Here is a 21,158-nt window from a genome sequence, read left to right on the forward strand (position 1 = left end):
GTGGTGCTTGGTCGCGTGTCGAAAGTCATGCCGCCCCCGGAGAAGTCGCCCCATCGTAGTCGGGAGCGAGCCACATCGCGAGAGCGGACACGGTCCGAGGGGCTGCGTCATTGAGATGCCGCAAGCGGGATGGTCGAGCGGGGTCAGCCTTCGTTGGCGGCGCGCAACTGCTTTTCGAGCAGCTTGCGCTCGACCGTCATCAGGTGCGCACGCATCGCATTGGCGGCTCCCGCCATGTCGCGGTGCTCGATGGCCTCGACGATGGCCTCGTGCTCGGCAAAGCTGTGATGGCTCGGCAGCGGGCGCATCGGCGCGGTACGCAGCCGCCCCCATGTCACCGCGCGCCGCACGGCATTCAGCGTGTCGAACAGGCCGAGCAGCAGGCTGTTCTGCGTCGCTTCCGCAATGGTGCGGTGAAGACGGGTGTCCCAGCCTTCATATTGGCGCCAGCTTTCGGCCTGCCGCGAGCGCGCCAGGCACAGGCGCATTTCGGAGATATCGGCGGGAGTGGCGGTGAAGGCGGCGGCGCGGGCGATTTCCGGCTCGATGACAATGCGCGCGCGCATCACCTCGGCCGGGTTGCTGCGGCGCGCCAGCGCCGTGATGTCGGCGAAGGTGTCGAGCGGGCGGCTGCCCATGAAGGTGCCCTTGCCGACATGGCGCCAGAGCTGGCCTTCCGATTCCAGCACGTCGAGCGCCTTGCGCAGCTCGGTGCGCGAGACGCCGAGGGCGACGGCCAGTTCGCGTTCGGGGGGCAGGCGGCCATCCTCCGGCAGGTTGCTCTGGGCGAGGTAAGCCCTGAGCTGGGTGACGATGCCTTTCTCCGGATGGGCGTCGTTGGGCGGTGTCAGCATCGCGAGTCGGCTCAACCAAATTTTGAATTGGTTCAATATATGCGTCGCGGAATCCGTTCGGTCAAGCCGATGTGAGCTTGACCATGTGGTGAACCCAATATAAACCAAATACTAATTGGTCGCCAACCTCGCGGGTTGGTCCAGTAGTGGGCTTAACCACTCGGCACAATGGGAGACTGGAAATGCTCAAGAACCTCACGGCCGGCATTTGTCGACTTTCCGGCATGGCTGCCGCCCTCGGCGTCGGTGCCGTGCTTGCCTTCTCGCCCCAAGCGGAGGCCAAGGTGCGCGTCGCCTATGGCGATATCGCCTCGGTCGAGAACCTGCACCTGCTTGCCGCCTTCGAGCTTGCCAAGCAGAAGGGCGTCGAGATCGAGATGACCTATCTGAAGTCCGAGGACATCGCCGCCCAGGCGGTCGTCAGCGGACAGGCCGATGTCGGTGTCGGCGGCCCCTATGCCCTGATCCAGAAGGTGAAGGTGCCGGTGCGCATCTTCCTGCAGCTCTCGACCCTGCGCTTCTATCCGGCGGTGAACGCCGAGTTCTACAAGAGCTGGAAGGACCTGAACGGCCAGGAAGTCGCGGTGCATTCGCGCGGCTCGGGTACCGAGGCCATCATGAAGCTGATGGAGCAGCGCCAGGGCATCAAGTTCTCCAAGATCAGCTACATCCCTGGCTCGGAAGTGCGCACCGGCGCGCTGTTGCAGGGCAATGTGAAGGCGACCATCGTCGATGCCGCCGGTCGCCGCCTGCTTCAGGAGAAGGCGCCCGGCAAGTTCCTCATCCTGCCGCTCGACGGCATCAACGCCACCGACGAGGCGTTGTTCGCCCGGCAGGACTTCCTCGACAAGAACCAGAAGGACGTCGACATCATCATCGAGTCGGTGCTGACGACGTGGCGCGAGGTGACGAAGAACCCGGCGATCGTCGCGGAGTGGCGCAAGCAGTACAATCTGCTGCCTGACCTGCCGGCCGATCAGGTCAAGGAGATCGTCCCCTATTTCACCGAGCTCGCGCAGGGCAAGGCCTTCCCGCTCAATGGTGGCGGCGAGGCGGCAGCGAAGGACGACTTCGCGTTCTACACCCTCTCGGGCCAGCTCACCGGTGAGCCGGCCAGCCTCAAGGTGGAAGAGTTCTGGTCGCTTGAGCCGCTGAACCGCGTGCTCGGCAAGGTCGGCACGAACTGAGGCCCCGGCGGATGTCGCTCCCCGCACATGTGAACGGCTCCCCGCGAGCCGTTCACGGCCCCGAGGCTTCCTTCCTGTGGAGGAAGCTCTCGGAGCATCGCACGGCGCTCTGGCGGACCGCTTCGATCGGCCTGTTCTTCCTCGTCTGGGAGATCGCCGGCCGGATTCCGATCAGCTTCGCCTTCCCGACCTTCCTGGAGACGTTGCGTGCCTTCCTGACGATGCTGTTCGACGGCTCCTTCCTCGCGGCCTATGCCGAGACCTTGCAGCCGCTGGTGATCGGCATCGCCATCTCCGCCGCGATCGGCGTCGGGCTCGGTATCGTGATGGGCCTGTCGCGCTTTGCCGAATGGCTGGTCGCGCCGGTGTTCATCGTGTTGCAGGCGGCGCCGATGGCGGCCCTGATCCCGCTCATCACCTTCGTCTACGGCATCGGCCTGGTGTCGAAGACGCTGGCGGTCATTATGCTCGCCTTGCCGGTGATCGCGCTCAACGGCTACAAGGCGGTGCGCAACGCCAATCCGTCATTGGTTGCGATGTGCTACTCCTTCCAGGGCAGCTGGTGGCAGCGCATCACCAAGATCATCATACCCGACGCCTCACCGGTCATTTTTGCCGGCCTGCGTCTGGGTCTGGCGGCCGGCTTCATCGGCGTGATCCTTGCAGAACTGCTGATCACCCCGACGGGCATAGGCGACCTGATTACCTATCACCGTTCGGTGGCGAACTACCCCGAAATGTACGCCGCCGTCGTTTCCATCATCCTTGTGTCGACATTGACGCTGGCCGCTCTTGAGGCTTTCGAGCTTCGCGTGCTGCGTCCCGAGAAGCGGAGGTCCTGAGCCATGCGGAACATCACGACCCAGGCGGTCGCGGCGGCTGCCAAGCCCGCCGGCTCCGACGTCGCCGTCGAAGTGCGCGGCGTGTGCAAGATGTACAGCGAGGTTGAGGCGCTGCGCTCGATCGATCTCGACTTTCCCCGCGGCAAGCTCACCACGCTGCTGGGGCCCTCCGGCTGCGGCAAGACTACGCTGCTGAAGATCATCGCCGGCCTGATCCCGGCGACCTCAGGCGAGATTCGCGTCAACGGCAACGTCGTGACCGGCCCCGGTCCCGAGCGCGCCTTCGTGTTTCAGGACTTCGCGCTGATGCCCTGGGCGACGGTGATGCGCAACGTTGCCTTCGGCCTCGAACTGAAGGGCATGGGCAAGGACGAGCGCCAGGCGATCGCCGCCAGGTACATCGCCGAGGTCGGGCTCTCCGGCTTCGAGAACAAGTACCCGCACGAACTGTCCGGTGGCATGCGCCAGCGCGTCGGCCTCGCCCGCGCCTTCGCGGTGAACGCCGACGTGCTGCTGCTCGACGAGCCGTTCTCGGCGGTGGACGAACAGAACCGCCGCAAGTTCCAGGAGGACCTGCTGCGCCTCGTCGATCTGGAGAAGAAGACCTTCATCTTCGTCACCCACTCGATCGAGGAAGCCGTCTACTGCTCCGACCGCATCGTCATCCTCTCGCGCCGTCCGGGCCGCATCGCCCAGATCATCGAGCCGGAGATCGACCGCTCGGCCTCTCCCGACGCCATTCGCCGCGACCAGTCCTATCTCGATACGGTCGAGGAGATCTGGCAGGGCCTCAAGCGCTACGTCGATTAGGGGAGGGGATCGTGAAACTCTTCGGCTATCGCGTGCCGATGATGGCTTCGCTCATCGTCTGGTGCGTCATCTGGGAACTCGTCGGCCGTGCCGACGTCATGTTCCTCATCCCGCCGCTTTCCGACGTTGTCGTCGCGGCGGTGGCGCTGGTGCAGACCGGGACCTGGCAGGCGGCAGCGCTGACCACGCTGAACAGCTTCCTGATCGGCATGTTCTTCTCCATCGTGGCAGGCGTCGTCATCGGCGTGCTGATGGGGCGCTTCCCCACGGTCGACAACCTGCTGGGCATCTGGGTCAACATCTTCGTCTCCGCGCCGCTCTCGGCGCTGGTGCCGGTGCTGATGATCCTGTTCGGCATGGGCGAGACCACGGTTGTCGTCACCGTCTTCCTTTTCGCGGTGTGGATCATCGTGCTCGACACGCGCGCCGGCATACAGAGCGTGCCGAATTCGCTGGTCGAGATGGGCCGCAGCTACGGCGCCTCGCGCTTCGCCCTCTACTACAAGATCATCCTGCTCGCGGCACTGCCGGAAATCCTCGCTGGCATTCGCCTCGGCGTGATCCGCGGCGTCAAGGGCGTGGTGATCGGCCAGTTGCTGGTTTCGATCCTCGGCTATGGCGAGTTGTTCGAGCTCTACTCGCGCAATTTCGACATGGAGAACTTCTGGGCCCTGACCATCATCCTGTTTGCCGCGGCAATGCTGCTGTCGGCAATCATCGAATCCATTGAAAAACGCGTCGACTATTATGCAGGAGTACGCTGATGAACGCGCCTATCGATAACTCCGCCTACGTGATCACGCCTCCTGGCATTCCGACGCTTCCCGTCGAAGGCTCGGACAAGCTGTTCCCGATCCACCGCATCTACTGCGTCGGCCGCAATTATGCGGAGCACGCTATCGAGATGGGGCATGATCCGAACAAGGAGCCGCCCTTCTTCTTTCAGAAGAACCCCGACAACGTCATCACCAACGGCACCTTCCCCTATCCCGACAAGTCAAGCGACGTGCATTACGAGCTCGAGATGCTTGTCGCCATCGGCAAGGGCGGGATCAACATCCCGGTCGAGAAGGCGATGGAACATGTGTGGGGCTACGGCATCGGCCTGGACATGACCCGTCGCGACCTGCAGGGCGAGGCCAAGAAGCTCGGTCGTCCGTGGGAAGTCGGCAAGGCGTTCGAGGCGTCCGCCCCGTGCTCCGCGCTGGTGCCGGCCTCCAAGATCGGCCATCCGAACGCTGGCAAGGTATGGCTGAACGTGAACGGCACGCAGCGCCAGGTCGGCGATCTCAACCAGATGATCTGGAAGGTGCCGGAGATGATCGCCATCCTCTCCGGGCTGTTCGAGCTGAAGGCCGGCGACATCATCATGTCCGGCACGCCGGCGGGCGTCGGCGCCATCGTGCGAGGCGATGTGATGGAAGGCGGCGTCGACGGCGTCGGCACGCTGAACGTCAAGGTCGTCTGACGCATTCCCCGATGCGCAAGAACGGAAGGCGGTGCCGCGCGGCGCCGCCTTCTTTCGTTTCCGCTCAGGCCGGGCGGCGCGCCACGAGGTCGATCTCGACCAGCGCGTCGCGGGCAAGCCCGGTCACGCCGACGCAGGTGCGCGCCGGCCGGCGATCCGCCGGGAAGTAGGAGGCGTAGGCCGCATTCATTGCGGGATAGTCGCGCTTGAACTCGGTCAGGTACACGCGGGCCTGCACGACATGGCTGAGGTCGAGGCCGAGCCCTGCCAGGACGATGACGAGGTTGTCCATCACGCGGCGGGTCTGCGCCTCCGCGCCCTCGGGAAGCGGACGGGAATCGTCGTCCGGCCAAGTCGGCATCTGCCCGGTGATGAACACCCAGCCATCCGCTTCCACGGCGTGGCTGAACGGGGCGACCGGCGTCGGCGCGCCGGGGATCATGAAGAACTCAGGCGCCATTGGCTTTTCCCTGCGTGGTGGTGGCTCAAGCGGATATTTTGGCAAGCGTAGCGCGGAAGCGCGCCGCGACGCTTTCGCGGGCATGGTGATGCCCGCCTTCCACCAGTTTTTCGCCACGGCGCCAGACGCAGTCAATGGCCGGGCGCGCGGCGGCGAAGATGAAGCCGTCGAGGATCGCCGCGCCGCTGCGTCCACCGATCGAGGGATGGCCGGCATCGAGGCTGACGATGTCCGCCGGAGCACCTACCGCGAGGCCGGCGGCCCCCTGCAGCGCCTGTGCCCCGCCTTTGAGTGCCGAGCCGAACAGCGTCTCGCCGGTCGACCGACCCTCGTTCATCGCCAGCACATTGCGGGCGCGGTGGGCGAGGCGCTGCGAATATTCCAGCAGCCGCAACTCCTCGGCGGCATTGATCAGCACGTTCGAATCCGAGCCCACACCGTAGCGTCCGCCCGCAGCGACGAAATCCGGCGCGGGGAAGATGCCGTCGCCGAGATTGGCCTCGGTGATCGGGCAAAGACCCGCCACCGCGCCGCTTCGCGCCATGGCAAGGGTTTCAGTCGCCGTCATGTGGGTGGCGTGGATCAGGCACCAGCGCGCGTCCACAGGTGCGTTGTCGAGCAGATATTCGACCGGGCGACGCCCGGACCATGACAGACAGTCGTCGACTTCCTTGGTCTGCTCGGCGACGTGGATATGGATCGGGCCATCGGTCAGCGGCAGGATGGCAGCGATTTCTTCGACTGTCGCCGCGCGCAGGCTGTGCGGAGCGATGCCGAGGACCGCATCAGGAAGTGATTCAAGCCCTTGCCGGGCTGATTCAATCAGTCGTCCGAAGCTATTGATATCGTTTATGAAGCGCCGCTGCCCATGGGTCGGTTCCTGCGCGCCGAAGCCGCCATGGGCGTAGAAGACGGGCAGCAGCGTCAGGGCGATGCCGGTCTCGCCCGCGGCGGCCGCGATGGCGTGGCTGAGTTCGCCAATATCGGCATAGGGGCGGCCGTCGCCATCATGGTGGAGATAATGGAACTCGCCGACGCGGGTGAAGCCGGCTTCCAGCATCTCGACATAGACCTGCGCGGCGATGGCCTCGACGTCGCTGGGGTCGATGCGGTCGACGGCGCGGTACATGGCCTCGCGCCAGGTCCAGAAGCTGTCGCTGGACGGCCCGCGCACCTCGGTGTTGCCGGCAAAGGCGCGCTGGAAGGCGTGGCTGTGCAGATTCGGGAGTCCCGGCAAGGCGATGGCGTGACGCTCTGCGATGTCGCTCGAATCCGTGTCCGGCGTGATCGCGGTGATGCGGCCGTCGGTAACATCCAGAGTCACGTGCCGGGCCCAACCATCGGCGAGATAAGCGGTTTCGAACCAAAGGCGGGTCATCGCGGCATTGCTCCCGAAGGCTATGGACAAGTCGGTCGAGGTGCTATTATGTATAGACATTATCTGCTCCCCTGTCACCACTGCTGAGGAAGCTCCATGCGCTGCGATCGAGTATGGCGGGGTGCCCGGCTGGCGACGCTCGTCGAGGGCGCCGACGGGCTCGGCATCGTGGAGGACGGGCTTGTCGCTGCCAAGGGCGGGCGCATTGCCTATGCCGGCCCGGCGGACGGCGTGGGCGCGATCGAGGCGGACGAGATCGTCGACTGCGAGGGGCGCTGGATCACCCCAGGCCTCGTCGACTGCCACACCCATCTGATTTTCGGCGGCAACCGCGCGCATGAGTTCGAGCTGCGCCTCGCCGGCGCCTCCTATGAGGAGATCGCCAGGGCCGGTGGCGGCATCGTCTCCACCATGAAGGCGACGCGGGCGGCCAGCGAGGCCGAACTGGTCGCGAGCGCACTGCCGCGCCTCGATGCGCTGCTGTCGGAAGGCGTGACCACGGTCGAGGTGAAGTCCGGCTACGGCCTGTCGCGCGAGGCGGAGCTGAATAGCCTCGGCGCCGCCCGCGCGCTGGGTGTGGCCCGTCCGGTCTCCATGACGACGACCTATCTCGGCGCCCATGCCCTGCCGCCGGAAGCCGGGGGCGACAAGGACGCCTATATCGACGGCGTGATCGGACTGCTGCCGGAGATCGCCCGATCCGGGCTCGCGGATGCGGTCGATGCGTTCTGCGAGGGTATCGCCTTCTCGCCTGAACAGATCGCGCGGGTGTTCACGGCGGCGAAGGCGCTTGGCCTGCCGGTGAAGCTGCATGCCGACCAGCTCTCCAACCTGCACGGCGCCAAGCTTGCCGCCGAGTTCGGCGCGCTCTCGGCCGATCATCTCGAACATACGGACGAGGAAGGCGCGGCCGCCATGGCGAAGGCTGGCACCGTCGCCGTGCTGCTGCCGGGCGCCTTCTATTTCATCCGCGAGACCAAGCTCCCCCCGGTCGAACTGTTCCGCAAGCACGGTACCAAGATCGCGCTGGCGACCGACTGCAATCCCGGCACCTCGCCTCTCACCTCGCTGCTGCTGACCATGAACATGGGCGCCACGCTGTTCCGCCTCACCGTGGACGAGTGCATCGCCGGGGTGACGCGCGAGGCGGCGCGGGCGCTTGGCCGGCTTGATGAGGTCGGCACGCTGGAGGCCGGCAAGAGCTGCGACCTCGCGATCTGGAACATCGAGCGGCCGGCGGAACTCGTCTACCGCATGGGATTCAACCCGCTGCATGCCCGCATCTGGAGAGGCCAATGACACACATCGTCCTGAAACCCGGCGCGGTCAGTCTCAAGGAGTGGTGCGCGGTCTATCGCGGCGCTGAGGTCTCGCTCGATCCGGCGGCGCGGCCGGTGATCGCGCGCAGCGCACAGGCGGTTGCGGCGATCCTCGCCAAAGGGCAGCCCGTCTACGGCATCAATACCGGCTTCGGTAAGCTGGCGACGGTACGCATTGCCGACGAGGATCTGGCGACGCTCCAGCGCAATATCGTGCTCAGCCACGCGGCGGGCGTCGGCGAGCCGATGCCAGTGCCGGTCGCGCGGCTGATGATGGCGCTGAAGCTCGCCAGCCTGGCGCAGGGCGTGTCGGGCATCAGCCTCGCCACCATCGACCTGCTGGAAGCCATGCTGGTGAAGGGGCTTACCCCGGTGATCCCCTCGCAGGGCTCGGTCGGTGCGTCGGGCGATCTGGCGCCGCTGTCGCATATGACGGCGACGATGATCGGCGTCGGCGAGATCTATGTCGGCGGCGCGCGCCTGCCGGCCGAGGCGGCGCTGCGCGATGCCGGGCTCGCCCCGGTGACGCTCGGCCCGAAGGAGGGTCTTGCCCTGCTCAACGGCACGCAATTCTCCACCGCCAATGCGCTGGCCGGCCTGTTCGAGGCGGAGAACCTGTTCCGCTCGGCACTGGTGACGGGCGCGCTGTCGACCGATGCCGCGCGCGGTTCCGATGCGCCGTTCGATCCGCGCATCCATGCCGTGCGCCGGCATCGCGGGCAGATCGAAACGGCGGAAGCGCTGCGCAACCTGATGACGGGTTCGGCGATCCGCGCGTCGCATCTGGTCGGCGACGAGCGCGTGCAGGATCCCTATTGCCTGCGCTGCCAGCCGCAGGTGATGGGCGCCGCGCTGGACGTGCTGCGTCAGGCGGCGACGACGCTGGGCACGGAAGCGAACGGCGTTTCCGACAATCCGCTGATCTTCGCCGAGGACGGCGTCGCGCTGTCCGGCGGCAATTTCCACGCCGAGCCGGTGGCCTTCGCCGCCGATATGATCGCGCTGGCCGTGTGCGAGATCGGCTCGCTCAGCGAGCGGCGCATCGCCATGCTGGTCGACCCGGCGCTCTCCGGCATGCCCGCCTTCCTCGCGCCGAAGCCGGGGCTGAACTCCGGCTTCATGATCCCGCAGGTGACGGCGGCGGCGCTGGTCTCGGAGAATAAGCAGCGCGCCTATCCCGCGAGCGTCGATTCCATCCCGACCTCGGCGAACCAGGAGGACCATGTGTCGATGGCCGCCCATGGCGCGCGTCGTCTGGTGCCGATGGTCGAGAACGCCGTCGCCGTGCTGGGCATTGAATTGCTGGCCGCCGCGCAGGGCTGCGACTTCCACCAGCCGCTGGCCTCGAGCCCGGTGCTGGAGAAGGTGCGCGCCACGCTGCGGGCGCAGGTGCCGCATCTCGACGAGGACCGCTTCTTCGCTCCCGACATGGAAGCGGCGAACGCGCTGGTGCGTTCCGGCGCCATTGCCGCGCTGGCGGGCGATGTTCTGCCGGCGATCAGCGGGGAGTGAGGGGGATGGGTTTTCTCGGCTTCGGCGTTCTTCACCTCTCCCCGATGGGGAGAGGTCGGCGCATAGCGCCGGGTGAGGGGGCGCCCCGCTGCGGAGCGTCTAGGGCCCCTCACCCCAACCCTCTTCCCGTCGGGGAGAGGGAGTACCGGCGTTCCGGCGGAAAGCCACGTTCATGACCGACCACCCTGACTTCCTCAGTATCATTCGCGGCAGTGCGCCGCTCGTGGTCTCCCTGCCGCATACCGGCACGGACATCCCGGCGGAGATTGCCGACGACCTCGTCTCGCCATGGCGCGCCCGCAAGGACTGCGACTGGTGGATCGAGCAGCTCTACGACTTCGCCACCGATCTTGGTGCCAGCGTGGTGCGAACCTCCATCTCCCGCACCGCCATCGACGTGAATCGCGACCCCTCCGGCGTCTCGCTCTATCCGGGGCAGGCGACCACCGAACTCTGCCCGACCACCACCTTCGACGGCGAGCCGCTCTACAAGCAGGGCCGGGGGCCGGACGTCGCCACACGCCGCGTCCAATATTTCGATCCCTATCACGCGGCGCTCGCGGCCGAGATCGAGCACGCCCGCGCCGTCCACGGCACGATCGTGCTCTATGACTGCCACTCGATCCGCTCGATCATCCCGCGCCTGTTCGACGGCACGCTGCCGTACTTCAATATCGGCACCAATTCAGGCGCCAGCTGCGCGCCGGCGTTACAAGCGGAGATCGAGGCGATCTGCGACGCCACGGAATTCGAGCGCGTCAGCAATGGCCGCTTCAAGGGCGGCTATATCACCCGCCATTACGGGCAGCCCGAGGCCGGCGTGCACGCCGTGCAGATGGAACTGGCCTGCCGCGCCTATCTGCGCGAGCCGCTCGGCCCGGTGGACGAGAGCAACTGGCCGACGCCCTACGATCCCGCTTATGCCGCGCCTGTCCGCGCGGCGCTGATCGCCATCTTCGAGGCGTGCCTTGCTTTCGCACGCTCGCACGCCTGAGGGAGATTTGCAGATGACCCGTATCGACAATAATCGCGAGATCCGCGCCGCCCATGGCACGACGCTCTCCGCCAAAAGCTGGCTGACCGAAGCGCCGCTGCGCATGCTGATGAACAACCTCGATCCCGACGTCGCCGAGAAGCCCGGCGAACTCGTGGTCTATGGCGGCATCGGCCGCGCCGCGCGCGACTGGGAGAGCTTCGACCGCATCGTCGCCAGCCTCAGGCAACTGGAAGAGGACCAGACGCTGCTGGTGCAGTCCGGCAAGCCGGTGGGGGTGTTCCGCACCCACAAGGACGCGCCGCGCGTGCTCATCGCCAATTCCAACCTCGTGCCACATTGGGCGACCTGGGATCATTTCAACGAGCTGGATAAGAAGGGGCTGGCCATGTACGGCCAGATGACCGCCGGCTCGTGGATCTATATCGGCGCCCAAGGCATCGTGCAGGGCACCTACGAGACCTTCGTGGAGATGGGGCGCCAGCATTTCGGCGGCAGCCTCAGGGGCAAGTGGATCCTCACCGGCGGCTTAGGGGGCATGGGCGGCGCGCAGCCGCTGGCGGCCACCATGGCCGGGGCGAGCTGCCTAGCGGTCGAGTGCCGGCCGTCCTCGATCGATTTCCGCCTGCGCACCGGCTATCTCGACACCCACACCACCGATCTCGACGAGGCGCTGCGTCTGATCGAGGAGTCCTGTGCCGCCGGCAAGCCGCTCTCGGTCGGCCTGCTCGGCAACACCGCCGAGGTGCTGCCCGAACTGGTGCGGCGCGGCGTGAAGCCCGACATCGTCACCGACCAGACCTCCGCCCATGACCCGGTGAACGGCTATCTCCCCATCGGCTGGACGCTCAGCCAGTGGGAAGACCGCAAGCAGAGCGACCCGAAGGGCGTCGCCAAGGCGGCCAAGGCATCGATGGCGGTGCATGTGCAGGCGATGCTGGACTTCTTCCACGCCGGCATCCCCACCGTGGACTACGGCAACAACATCCGCCAGATGGCGCTGGAGGAGGGGGTGTCGAACGCCTTCGACTTCCCCGGCTTCGTGCCGGCCTATATCCGCCCGCTGTTCTGCCGCGGCATCGGTCCGTTCCGCTGGGCGGCGCTGTCGGGCGATCCCGAGGACATCGCCAGGACCGACGCCAAGGTGAAGGAACTGATCCCGGACAATCCGCACCTGCACAACTGGCTCGACATGGCCGCCGAGCGCATCAAGTTCCAGGGCCTGCCGGCGCGCATCTGCTGGGTGGGGCTTGGCGACCGCCACCGGCTCGGGCTCGCCTTCAACGAGATGGTCCGCACCGGCGAACTCAAGGCGCCCGTCGTCATCGGCCGTGACCATCTGGATTCGGGTTCGGTCGCCTCGCCGAACCGCGAGACCGAGGCGATGATGGACGGTTCCGACGCGGTGTCCGACTGGCCGCTGCTGAACGCGCTGCTCAACACCGCCTCGGGCGCGACCTGGGTGTCACTGCACCATGGCGGCGGCGTCGGTATGGGCTTCTCCCAGCATTCCGGCATGGTGATCTGCTGCGACGGTACCGAGGACGCGGCGCGCCGCATCGCCCGCGTGCTGTGGAACGACCCGGCGACGGGCGTGATGCGCCATGCCGATGCGGGCTACCAGATTGCCATCGACTGCGCGAAGGAGCACCAGCTCAACCTGCCGGGCATCCTCGGCTGATGCGCATCCTGCGCGCCGCCGATCACAAGGTCATGCCGTGGAAGAACGGCGCCGGATCGACCACCGAGGTGGCGATAGCGCCAGCCGGCACCGGGCTCGATGGCTTCGACTGGCGGGTGAGCATGGCGGGCGTGGTCGAGGATGGCCCGTTCTCGCCCTTTCCCGGCATCGACCGCACGCTGGCGGTGCTGGAGGGGGAGGGTATTCGGCTTGAGGTCGAGGGCCGGACGCCGCAGGTGGTTCTGCCCGGCGGCGAGCCGGCGAGCTTTCCCGGCGACGCGCCGACCCGCGCCACGCTGCTCGGCGGGCCGATCGTCGATCTCAACGTGATGACGCGGCGTGGGCGCTACACCCATTGCCTGCGCTGTCACAGCCTTTCCGGCAGGATGATGCTTGCGCCCGAGCACGGTCTCATGCTGGTGCTTGCGCTCACGCCGGGTCTGGCTGTCGGCAGCGAAACGCTGGGTCGCCTTGACGCGGTGGTCAGCGACGCGCCGGTGCTTGTCGAGGCGCAGACCGCAGCGGCATTCTATCTCATCGAGCTGTGGGAAAGCCCCGGCGGCCTCGACAAATAGGTCTATACAAATAATATGCCGCATCGCCTTTAGAGGGGCCCGCGCCATGAGCCGTCCGGACAAGTTGAAGCTCGGAACCTTTGTCTACACCTTCGGCTACAATCCGGCCGGATGGCTGCATCCTGCCAGCGACGTCAATGGCGCCAACGACTTCCGCCATCTTCTCAAGGTGGCGCAGATGTCGGAGGCGGCCAAGTTCGACTTCATGTTCCTGGCGGACTCCCCCGCGTCCGCCATTGGCGATCCGGAGGCGCTGTGTCGCCTGCCGACCAAGATGAACCGCTTCGAGCCGATGACGCTGCTCTCGGCGCTCGCAGTCTCGACCGCCAATCTCGGCCTGGTGGCGACGGCGTCCACCTCCTATTACGAACCCTACAACCTCGCCCGCATCTTCGCCTCCATCGATCATCTCTCGGGCGGACGGGCCTGCTGGAACGTCGTCACCTCCGACCATGACGAGACCGGCTACAATTTCAACCGCGAAGGGCTCGACCCGCACGCGCTGCGCTATGAGCGCGGCAAGGAATTCGTCGACGTCGTTTTCGGCCTGTGGGATTCGTTCGAGCCGGACGCCCTGAAGCTCGATCGCGAGAGCGGCGTCTATTACGACAAGGACAAGCTCCACACGCTGAACCACAAGGGCAAGCACTTCCAGGTGCGCGGTCCGCTGAACATCGCGGCGACCCCGCAGGGCCGGCCGGTGATCGCGCAGGCCGGCGGTTCGGATGCCGGCATCGAGCTGGCGGCGGAGACGGCGGAGATCGTGTTCTCGCTCGCCTCCAATCTCCAGCGTAGCCAAGCCTTCTACGCGACGCTGAAGGAACGCATGGGCAAGTTCGGCCGGGCGCCGGACGAGCTGAAGGTCATGCCCGGCGTGGTCATCAATGTCGGGCGTACCGAGGCGGAGGCACGCGAGAAGGTGGAATATCTCGCCGGCAAGCTGCATCCGGATGTCGGCCGGGCGATGCTGGCGGAGTTCCTGGAAGCCGATCTGTCCGGCGTGCCGCTCGACCAGCCGTTCCCGAAGGATCGACTGCCCGCCGCGCCCAAGGGCTCAAAGGCGCTGTTCGACGAGCTGACCGACTTCGTGATGAAGGGCCACACCGTGGGCGAGCTGATCAAGCTGTTCAGCGAGAAGCACACCGGTAACGGCATCACTGGCACGCCGGCGGTGGTCGCCGATTTCATGGAAGAGTGGTTCCAAACCCGCGCGGCGGACGGCTTCATCGTGATGTGCCCGACGCTGCCCGCCGGGCTGGAGGACTTCACCGAGCTGGTGGTGCCGGAATTGCGCCGCCGCGGGCTGTTCCGCGAGGAATATGAAGGCACGACCCTGCGCGCCAATCTCGGCATTCCCGTGCCGGAGAACCGCTATGCGCGGGCGCGGCATCAGCTTGGGCTGGTTGGCGCCCCGTGACCGGGTGGATGGCGGGAAACTTGCTACGTAGCGTCAGCCGCGAATGGCTGCGCCCGGAGTCCTGATGTTCAATACCGAGATCATCGTCAAATCCCTGCCGATGCTGCTGCAGGCCTCGGTCTGGACCGTGGTCTATTCGCTGACCTCGGTCGCGATCGGATTCTGCATCGGCACGCTGATGTGCGCGGCCGGCCTTTCCGGATCGCGCCTCGGGCGGGGCATCGCTGCCTTCTATGTGAGCTTCTTTCGCGGCGTGCCGCTGCTGGTGCAGCTGCTCATCTCCTATTACTGCCTGCCGCTGATCGGCCTCAACGTGCCGTCTTCGGTGGCGGCCGTGGGTACGCTGGCGCTGTGCACCGGCGCCTATATCGCCGAGATCCTGCGCGGTGGCTTCCTCGGCATACCGCCCGGACTGATCGAGGCGGCGCGCATGGTAGGGCTCTCGCGCGCGCAGATTCTCACCCGCATCGAGGTGCCGATGGCGGTGCGCTTCACGTTGCCGGCGCTGGTCAATGAGACCACCATGATGGTGAAGGCCTCCTCGCTCATCTCGGTGGTGGGCGTGCTGGAGCTGACCCGGCTCGCCCAGAACATCGCCACCTCCACCTTCCAGCCGCTGGAGATCTACCTGACGGCGGGCGCCATCTATTTCGTCATCAACGCTGTCATCACCTCGTTCGGCACGCTGGTCGAGGGCCGGTTCAAGGTGGAGACGGCGCGATGACCTTCAATCCCGCCATCCTCACCGACAACTGGCGCGAACTGCTCGACGGCATGGTGCTGACCATCCTGATCTGGGTGGGGGGCACGGTGCTCGGGCTGGTCATCGGGCTCTTCGTCGCGGTGGTGCAGCTGCTGACCAATCGCTGGGTGGCGGCGCCGCTGAACTTCTATGTCGCGGTGATGCGCGGCACGCCGTTCCTGATCCAGCTGTTCGTCATCTATTATGGCGGGCCGTTCTTCGGCCTCGACCTGACGCCGATGGTGGCGGGCGTTGCCGGGCTGGCGCTCTATGGCGGCGCCTATTTCTCCGAGATCTTCCGCGCTGGCTTCCTCTCCGTGCCGCCCGGCCAGATCGAGGCGGCGCGGATGATGGGCATTTCCCGCCTTGATATCGTGCGCCATGTGCAGCTGCCGCAGATGTTGGTCATCATCCTGCCGGCACTGGCGAACATGACGGTGCTGTTGTCGAAGGAAACCGCGGTGCTCTCGGTCATCACCGTGAACGAGTTGACCTCGGTGGTGCAGTCCATCGGCTCCACCACCTTCGCCTTCGCCGAGACGCTGCTTTTTCTCGCGCTCGTCTACTGGGCGTTCCTCGAAATCGTCACCGCCGCCGCGCGCCGGCTGGAGAAGCGGGTCGGCCGCTTCATGCTGCGCGGGCAGAGCTAGATGGAGCAGGCGGACATGAGCACAAAAGTCGCCCCGAATTCGCGCCCGATCATCGACGTGCGCGGCGTGTGGAAGCGCTTCGGTTCGGCCGAGGTGCTGAAGGGCATCGACCTCACCATCGCCAAGTCGGAAGTCACCTGCATCATCGGGCCTTCCGGCTCAGGCAAGTCGACGCTGCTGCGCTGCATCGCCTTCCTCGAAGAGTACAGCGACGGCGAGATCTACATCGAAGGCGAATTGCTCGGCTTCTCGCTGGAGAACGGCAAGCGCCGCCGGGTGTCGGATTCCGAGGTCGCCCGCGTGCGGCGCAATGTCGGCTTCGTGTTCCAGCAGTTCAATCTGTGGCCGCATATGACGGCGCTGGAGAACGTCGCCATGCCGCTGAAGCTGGCGCGCGGCATCGCCCGCGAGGATGCGACGAAGCGGGCACGGGCCATGCTGGAAAAGGTCGGGCTTTCGGCGCGGGCGGAGGCCTATCCCAGCCAGCTCTCCGGCGGTCAGCAGCAGCGTGTCGGCATCGCCCGCGCGCTCGCCATGGAGCCGCACATCATGCTGTTCGACGAGCCGACTTCCGCGCTCGATCCCGAACTCGTCGGCGAGGTGCTGCAGGTCATGCGCGATCTGGCCCGCGAGGGCATGACCATGGCGGTGGTGACGCATGAGATGGGCTTCGCCGCGCAGGTCGCCGACAAGGTGGTTTTCATCGATCGCGGCGTGATTGCCGCGGCGGGCTCGCCCGACGACGTGTTCCGCAAGGACCAGAACCCGCGCCTGCGGCAGTTCCTGCAAAACTACTTCGAGCGTAACGTGTTCTGGCAGGGCACCGAGGAGGCGCCGGCGGCGTGAGCGCGCCAGGATCCGTTCGTGTTGCGGGGCGAAAGTCCTTATGTCTATACTTAAAATCATAAAACAAGATCGGCGGCATATCGCCGTCCCGACCTTCCAAGGGAACAGGAGAGATTGATGACGAAGCTCACCCGGCGTTCCGCCGTGACGCGGACCCTGCGCCTCGCCGCGCTCGGCGTCGCCGCCTCCATGACGCTGTCGGGCGTCGCCATGGCCGAGGACCTGCTCGCCAAGGCGAAGGCCAAGGGCGAACTCACCGTCGGCACCGAACTGCAATTCGCGCCCTTCGACTTCGTCGAGGACGGCAAGCAGGCCGGCATGAACAAGGAGATCTTCGCCGAGATCGGCAAGGAACTCGGCGTGAAGATCACCTTCCTCGACCTGCCGTGGCCCAGCGTGCTGCCGGGCCTCGAGGCCGGCAAGTTCGACATGGTGGCCGGCCCCGCCACCATCACCAAGGCGCGCATGGAGCGCTACCGCTTCACCTCGCCGATCGCCAATGCGACCGTCGCCATCCTGAAGAAGAAGGGCGACACTTCGATCACCAAGCCGGAAGACATCGCCGGCAAGAAGGTGGGCAGCGCCAAGGCGACCGCCCAGCTGGCCCAGCTGCAGGAATTCGCCAAGACCCTGCCGACGCCGCCCTCCGCCATCCAGGAATATGTCGACTTCAGCCAGTCCTATGCGGATCTGGGTGCCGGCCGCATCGTCGCGGTGGCCAACTCGCTGCCCAATATCGCCTTCCTTGCCAAGTCGAAGCCGGACGTGTTCGAAGTGGTCGAGCCGCCCTTCGGCAAGCCGGTCTATTTCGGTTTCATCGGCACCAAGTCAGCTGACGCCAAGTCGCTGATGGATGCCGTCGACGCGGTCATCATCAAGATGAAGCATGACGGCCGCCTCGCCGCCCTGCAGAAGAAGTGGTTCGGCACCGAGATGGCCACGCCCGACCAGGTGACGGAAGCCAGCTTCTGATTGCTGTCGCCGCTGCGGCGGCGTGAAGCCTTTCGATCCATAATTCCCCGATCCCGGAGCGGGCCGCCGCTCCGGGATTTTCGTTTTCGGTCGCGGTGCTGTCTGGAACATTTAGAGAACAATACTCTTGCCCGCAGGGCCGATTCGCCCGCATCCTTCGCGACATGGCGGCAAGGGAGGATGGTATGGCGATCGTCGGCAGGCAGGACGTGGCGCAGCTCGGGTTGGCGCTTATCGTGCAGGATGTGGCGGCAGCTGCCGATTTTTATCGTGACGTGCTCGGTGCGCAGGAGGTCGTACGCAACTTCGCGCCGAATCCGGTCGACCCTCCGTCACCCGAGGCGGCTTCAGCCGAGATGAGGCTCGGCGGCACCTATCTGATGGTCACGCGGGAGAATCCGCGCTGGCGACAGGCGCCGCGGGCGGACTGGCCGCGCTCACCGGTTTCCGCTGGAGCGGCCTCTGCATTCATGGCGCTCTATGTCGATGACATCGACGCGGTGTTCGCCCGTGCGAAGGCAGCCGGCGCCGAGCCGACACGGAAGGATGATGTGCCGGAAGATGGCTATTGGGGCGACCGGGTAGTGCAGTTCCACGATCCGTTCGGCCATGTCTGGCGCATCATGACCCGCGTCGAGGATGTGGAGCCGGCCGAGCTTGCCCCGCGCTTCGCGGCGGCTATAGAAGCCCACCGCGCGGCGCGGGCCGCCGGCCGGGCAGGGGGCTGATGTTGGCCCTGTTCAGCCCTGCGGCGAGAAGCGCGCGACCAGGCTGTAGGCGTCGCCGCGGAAGATCTGCCGGACATAGGTGACGATTTCGCCTGCCCGCCAGGTGCGGCGCTCCAGGCTGAGGCAGGCGGCGCCCTTGGCGACGCCAAGGCTTTCCGCCACGCGCGACGTGGCATTGACGGCGCCGATGCGGTGCTCGGCTTCCGTCCAGGGGACATGGCGCAGCAGCCAGGAGCCCGGCGCGATGCCGGAGAAGTCGACATCCGCCGCCTCCGGCACGGTCGAAAGACCGATCAGCCGTTCCTCCAGGGCGAGCGGTCGTCCGTCGGCGAAGTGGCGGCAGGTGATGTCAAGCACTTCGAGCGCGCCGCGCCGCGCGGTCTCGATGCCATCGGCCAGCGTGGCCGTGCGCCGGCGGCTCGATATCAATTCGTAGCTATAGCTTTCGCCGCGTGCCGCAACCTCGGCCTCGATGTCGGGAATCTGCAGCACTGCCGAATGGATGCGCGGACGCGCTACGAAGGAGCCGGCCCGCCTCCGCCGTTCGATCAGCCCGGCCGCGACCAGCCCGGCGATGACCTTGTTGACGGTCATGCGGGCACAGCCATACTGAGCCATCAGCTCGTGCTCGAACGGGATACGGTGGCCCGGCGGCCATTCGCCGGAGAGGATCCGCGCTTCGAGATCGGCGCGTATGCGCTGGTTGAGCGTCTGGGCCGGCTCGGCCCGGGTCTGGACGGAAGCTGTCACGCGCAATGCCTCATCTCTTCCGGCGGACCGACCGGAACGGACCACTCTAACTCAACGCCTAGATATGTATAGACATTATTGCGCGGACTCGACGTCGGTGTCGCCAGCGCGAAGATTGGCACGCTACCCGCGAGATGCCGGTTGGGTATAGGTTCGCGCAGAGACACGATCGCGCTTTGGACCTTCGTGTCGGAATTATCTGTATGTGAGTGGCGAGGGGGTCTTCATGCTTGCCGACTTTCCCTTTCTGAAGGGTTTTGCCGGTTTCAGACCTGCCTGGCTGCGCAGCGACATCACCGCCGGCCTTGCCATAGCCACCGTCGCCATTCCGAGCGCGATCGCTTATCCGGCGCTGGCCGGGCTTCCGCCGGAGGTCGGCATCTATTCGAGCCTGTTCCCGCTGATCGCCTACGCCCTGTTCGGTCCTTCGCGACAGCTCATCGTCGGCCCGGACGCCGCGACGATGACGGTGCTGGCGGCGGTGCTGACCAGCATGTCCGCCGCGACCACGGCGGATCGCGTCGTTGCCGCCTCGCTGTTGGCGCTCGCGGTGGGCGCGCTGTGCCTCATTGCCGGCAGGCTTCGCTTCGGCGTGGTCGCGACCTTCCTCTCGAAGCCGATCCTGATCGGGTTCATCAGCGGCATTTCGCTGTCCATCCTGATCGGCCAGATCGGTCGCTTCACCGGTCTGCGGATCGAAGCGGAGGGGTTTCTGGCGCCCATTCTGGAGCTTGCCCGGAGGGCGGACCAGATCCACTGGCCCTCGGTCACGCTTGGCGGCGGGCTGCTTGTCCTGCAACTGCTGCTTGGACGGTGGAAATTTCCCGTTCCCGGTCCGCTCGTCGTCATCGTTGTCGCCGGCGCGGCATCCGTGCTGTTCGACTTTCAGGCCATGGGCATCAAGGTCGTGGGGGCGGTGCCGGAGAGTTTTCCGCGTCTTTCCCTGCCGCTCGACCCGCACTTCTCCATCCGCGAGACGCTGCTCGGCGCGGCCGCCGTCTGGCTCGTCAGCTTCAGTTCCGGCATCGTCGCCGCGCGCAGCTTCGGCGCGCGCGGCAAGTTCGAGGTCGACGCCAATGCCGAACTCGGAGGGCTGGGCGCGGCCAATATCGCGTCGGGGCTATTCAGCGGCTTTCCGGTCACGGTTTCGGACTCGCGCACGGCGGTCAACCTGTCGGTCGGCGGGCGCTCGCAGCTCGCGGGTCTGGTGGCGGCGCTGACGCTGGCCCTGATGCTGCTCTATCTCAACGACGCGCTTCGCATTCTCCCGGTGCCGGCGCTCGGGGCGATCCTCGCAGCCGCGGCGCTGAGCCTCATCGATCCGAAGAGCTTTCGCGAGCTCTGGCGCATCAGCAAGATGGAGTTCGGCTTCGCGCTGATCAGCCTGTGGGGGGCGCTGTCGCTTGGTGTGCTGAACGGCGTGATGGTCGCGGTCGCCGCCACGCTGGCCTACATCCTGCTCAAGGAGATGCGCCCGCGCGATGCCTTGCTCGGCCGCATCCCCGGCCGGCCGGGCTTCTACAAGCTGCATCGCACGCCGGCGGCGCGGCCCGTGCCCGGGCTCGCCGTCTGCATGATCCAGGGCAGCCTGCTGTTCTTCAACGTCGACTATGTGCGTGAGCGGCTCACAAGCCTGGCGGGGGAGCAGCCTGAGGGGACCCGTTGGTTCGTGCTCGATGCCAGTGCCGTCGCTCAGGTCGATTCCACCGCAGCGGCGATGCTGGACGAGGTGCGGGCCGATCTTGCCGAGCGTGGCATGACCCTGGGCATTGCCGAACTGCACAAGGAGCCCATGACCATATTGGAGCGGGCCGGCGTGCTGCAGAAGATCGGTCCCTCCATGGTGTTCGATGATCTCGAGGACATGGCATCGGCCTTTGCCCGCGGCGAAAGGCGGGTCTGACGGCGCATCCGTCGGCCATCCCCCGCCATTCCTTCCCGGTGGTGTGATCGGGCCTTTCGGAGAGCCGGGC

The 21,158-nt window shown here is 66.2% G+C and carries 21 protein-coding genes; 17 read left to right on the top strand and 4 right to left on the bottom strand.

Features of this window, described 5'->3' with window-relative positions; genetic code table 11:
- Positions 1-143 precede the first annotated feature (143 nt).
- Positions 144-854, bottom strand: coding sequence for a FadR/GntR family transcriptional regulator (locus tag ACO2RV_RS07505; RefSeq protein WP_423291420.1), 711 nt, complete (start codon positions 852-854; stop codon positions 144-146).
- A gap of 182 nt (positions 855-1,036) precedes the next feature.
- Here ACO2RV_RS07505 and ACO2RV_RS07510 point away from each other — a divergent pair, with 182 nt between their 5' ends.
- Genes ACO2RV_RS07510 through ACO2RV_RS07530 form a run of 5 tightly spaced genes read left to right on the top strand, consistent with a single transcriptional unit; the run spans position 1,037 to position 5,161 of the window.
- Positions 1,037-2,041, top strand: a complete 1,005-nt coding sequence (locus tag ACO2RV_RS07510) for an ABC transporter substrate-binding protein (protein ID WP_423291422.1) — start codon at positions 1,037-1,039, stop codon at positions 2,039-2,041.
- An 11-nt stretch (positions 2,042-2,052) separates the two neighbouring features.
- Positions 2,053-2,883, top strand: coding sequence for an ABC transporter permease (locus ACO2RV_RS07515; protein ID WP_423291424.1), 831 nt, complete (start codon positions 2,053-2,055; stop codon positions 2,881-2,883).
- 3 nt (positions 2,884-2,886) lie between these two features.
- Complete coding sequence (locus ACO2RV_RS07520) at positions 2,887-3,693, top strand: ABC transporter ATP-binding protein (RefSeq protein WP_423291426.1); 807 nt, start codon at positions 2,887-2,889, stop codon at positions 3,691-3,693.
- A gap of 11 nt (positions 3,694-3,704) precedes the next feature.
- Complete coding sequence (locus ACO2RV_RS07525) at positions 3,705-4,457, top strand: ABC transporter permease (RefSeq protein WP_423291428.1); 753 nt, start codon at positions 3,705-3,707, stop codon at positions 4,455-4,457.
- A complete protein-coding gene (locus ACO2RV_RS07530) occupies positions 4,457-5,161 on the top strand; it encodes a fumarylacetoacetate hydrolase family protein (RefSeq protein ID WP_423291430.1) in 705 nt (234 codons plus the stop codon). Before ACO2RV_RS07525 ends, ACO2RV_RS07530 begins: the two co-directional genes overlap by 1 nt.
- A 64-nt stretch (positions 5,162-5,225) precedes the next feature.
- Here the strand turns inward: ACO2RV_RS07530 and ACO2RV_RS07535 are convergent, their stop codons facing one another.
- Together ACO2RV_RS07535 and ACO2RV_RS07540 are read right to left on the bottom strand one after the other, a co-directional pair.
- Positions 5,226-5,621: a RidA family protein gene (locus ACO2RV_RS07535; RefSeq protein ID WP_423291432.1), complete on the bottom strand. Its 396-nt coding sequence runs from the start codon at positions 5,619-5,621 to the stop codon at positions 5,226-5,228.
- Between the two features lie 25 nt (positions 5,622-5,646).
- Positions 5,647-6,999 carry a formimidoylglutamate deiminase gene (locus tag ACO2RV_RS07540; protein WP_423291434.1) on the bottom strand — a complete coding sequence of 451 codons (1,353 nt, stop codon included), beginning with the start codon at positions 6,997-6,999 and terminating at the stop codon, positions 5,647-5,649.
- A 96-nt stretch (positions 7,000-7,095) separates the two neighbouring features.
- On the opposite strand from ACO2RV_RS07540, the gene hutI reads away from it, so the two are divergent.
- From hutI to ACO2RV_RS07595, 11 genes are all read left to right on the top strand, one after another.
- The gene (gene hutI, locus ACO2RV_RS07545; protein WP_423291436.1) at positions 7,096-8,298 is read left to right on the top strand and encodes an imidazolonepropionase; all 1,203 of its coding nucleotides are present in this window, start codon (positions 7,096-7,098) and stop codon (positions 8,296-8,298) included.
- Positions 8,295-9,830, top strand: coding sequence for a histidine ammonia-lyase (gene hutH / locus ACO2RV_RS07550; protein ID WP_423291438.1), 1,536 nt, complete (start codon positions 8,295-8,297; stop codon positions 9,828-9,830). The genes hutI and hutH overlap by 4 nt, the downstream gene beginning before the upstream one ends.
- A gap of 172 nt (positions 9,831-10,002) precedes the next feature.
- The gene (gene hutG / locus ACO2RV_RS07555) at positions 10,003-10,824 is read left to right on the top strand and encodes an N-formylglutamate deformylase (protein ID WP_423291440.1); all 822 of its coding nucleotides are present in this window, start codon (positions 10,003-10,005) and stop codon (positions 10,822-10,824) included.
- Positions 10,825-10,837: 13 nt separating this feature from the next.
- Positions 10,838-12,505 carry a urocanate hydratase gene (gene hutU / locus ACO2RV_RS07560; protein WP_423291442.1) on the top strand — a complete coding sequence of 556 codons (1,668 nt, stop codon included), beginning with the start codon at positions 10,838-10,840 and terminating at the stop codon, positions 12,503-12,505.
- On the top strand, positions 12,505-13,080 hold the full coding sequence (locus ACO2RV_RS07565; RefSeq protein ID WP_423291444.1) for a HutD family protein: 576 nt from the start codon (positions 12,505-12,507) through the stop codon (positions 13,078-13,080). The genes hutU and ACO2RV_RS07565 overlap by 1 nt, the downstream gene beginning before the upstream one ends.
- Before the next feature lie 46 nt (positions 13,081-13,126).
- A complete protein-coding gene (locus ACO2RV_RS07570; protein ID WP_423291446.1) occupies positions 13,127-14,497 on the top strand; it encodes an LLM class flavin-dependent oxidoreductase in 1,371 nt (456 codons plus the stop codon).
- A 79-nt stretch (positions 14,498-14,576) separates the two neighbouring features.
- The gene (locus tag ACO2RV_RS07575) at positions 14,577-15,221 is read left to right on the top strand and encodes an amino acid ABC transporter permease (protein ID WP_423291565.1); all 645 of its coding nucleotides are present in this window, start codon (positions 14,577-14,579) and stop codon (positions 15,219-15,221) included.
- On the top strand, positions 15,218-15,889 hold the full coding sequence (locus ACO2RV_RS07580) for an amino acid ABC transporter permease (RefSeq protein WP_423291448.1): 672 nt from the start codon (positions 15,218-15,220) through the stop codon (positions 15,887-15,889). Before ACO2RV_RS07575 ends, ACO2RV_RS07580 begins: the two co-directional genes overlap by 4 nt.
- A 15-nt stretch (positions 15,890-15,904) precedes the next feature.
- A complete protein-coding gene (locus ACO2RV_RS07585) occupies positions 15,905-16,735 on the top strand; it encodes an amino acid ABC transporter ATP-binding protein (RefSeq protein ID WP_423291450.1) in 831 nt (276 codons plus the stop codon).
- 117 nt (positions 16,736-16,852) lie between these two features.
- Positions 16,853-17,707: a transporter substrate-binding domain-containing protein gene (locus tag ACO2RV_RS07590; RefSeq protein WP_423291452.1), complete on the top strand. Its 855-nt coding sequence runs from the start codon at positions 16,853-16,855 to the stop codon at positions 17,705-17,707.
- 185 nt (positions 17,708-17,892) lie between these two features.
- Positions 17,893-18,435, top strand: a complete 543-nt coding sequence (locus ACO2RV_RS07595; RefSeq protein ID WP_423291454.1) for a VOC family protein — start codon at positions 17,893-17,895, stop codon at positions 18,433-18,435.
- Between the two features lie 12 nt (positions 18,436-18,447).
- Here ACO2RV_RS07595 and hutC read toward each other — a convergent pair whose 3' ends face one another.
- On the bottom strand, positions 18,448-19,185 hold the full coding sequence (gene hutC / locus ACO2RV_RS07600) for a histidine utilization repressor (RefSeq protein WP_423291456.1): 738 nt from the start codon (positions 19,183-19,185) through the stop codon (positions 18,448-18,450).
- Between the two features lie 226 nt (positions 19,186-19,411).
- On the opposite strand from hutC, the gene ACO2RV_RS07605 reads away from it, so the two are divergent.
- Positions 19,412-21,088, top strand: coding sequence for a SulP family inorganic anion transporter (locus tag ACO2RV_RS07605; RefSeq protein ID WP_423291458.1), 1,677 nt, complete (start codon positions 19,412-19,414; stop codon positions 21,086-21,088).
- Positions 21,089-21,158 lie beyond the last annotated feature (70 nt).

It is taken from the genome of Ancylobacter sp. VNQ12, from assembly GCF_049445835.1.
Taxonomy (GTDB): Bacteria; Pseudomonadota; Alphaproteobacteria; order Rhizobiales; family Xanthobacteraceae; genus Ancylobacter.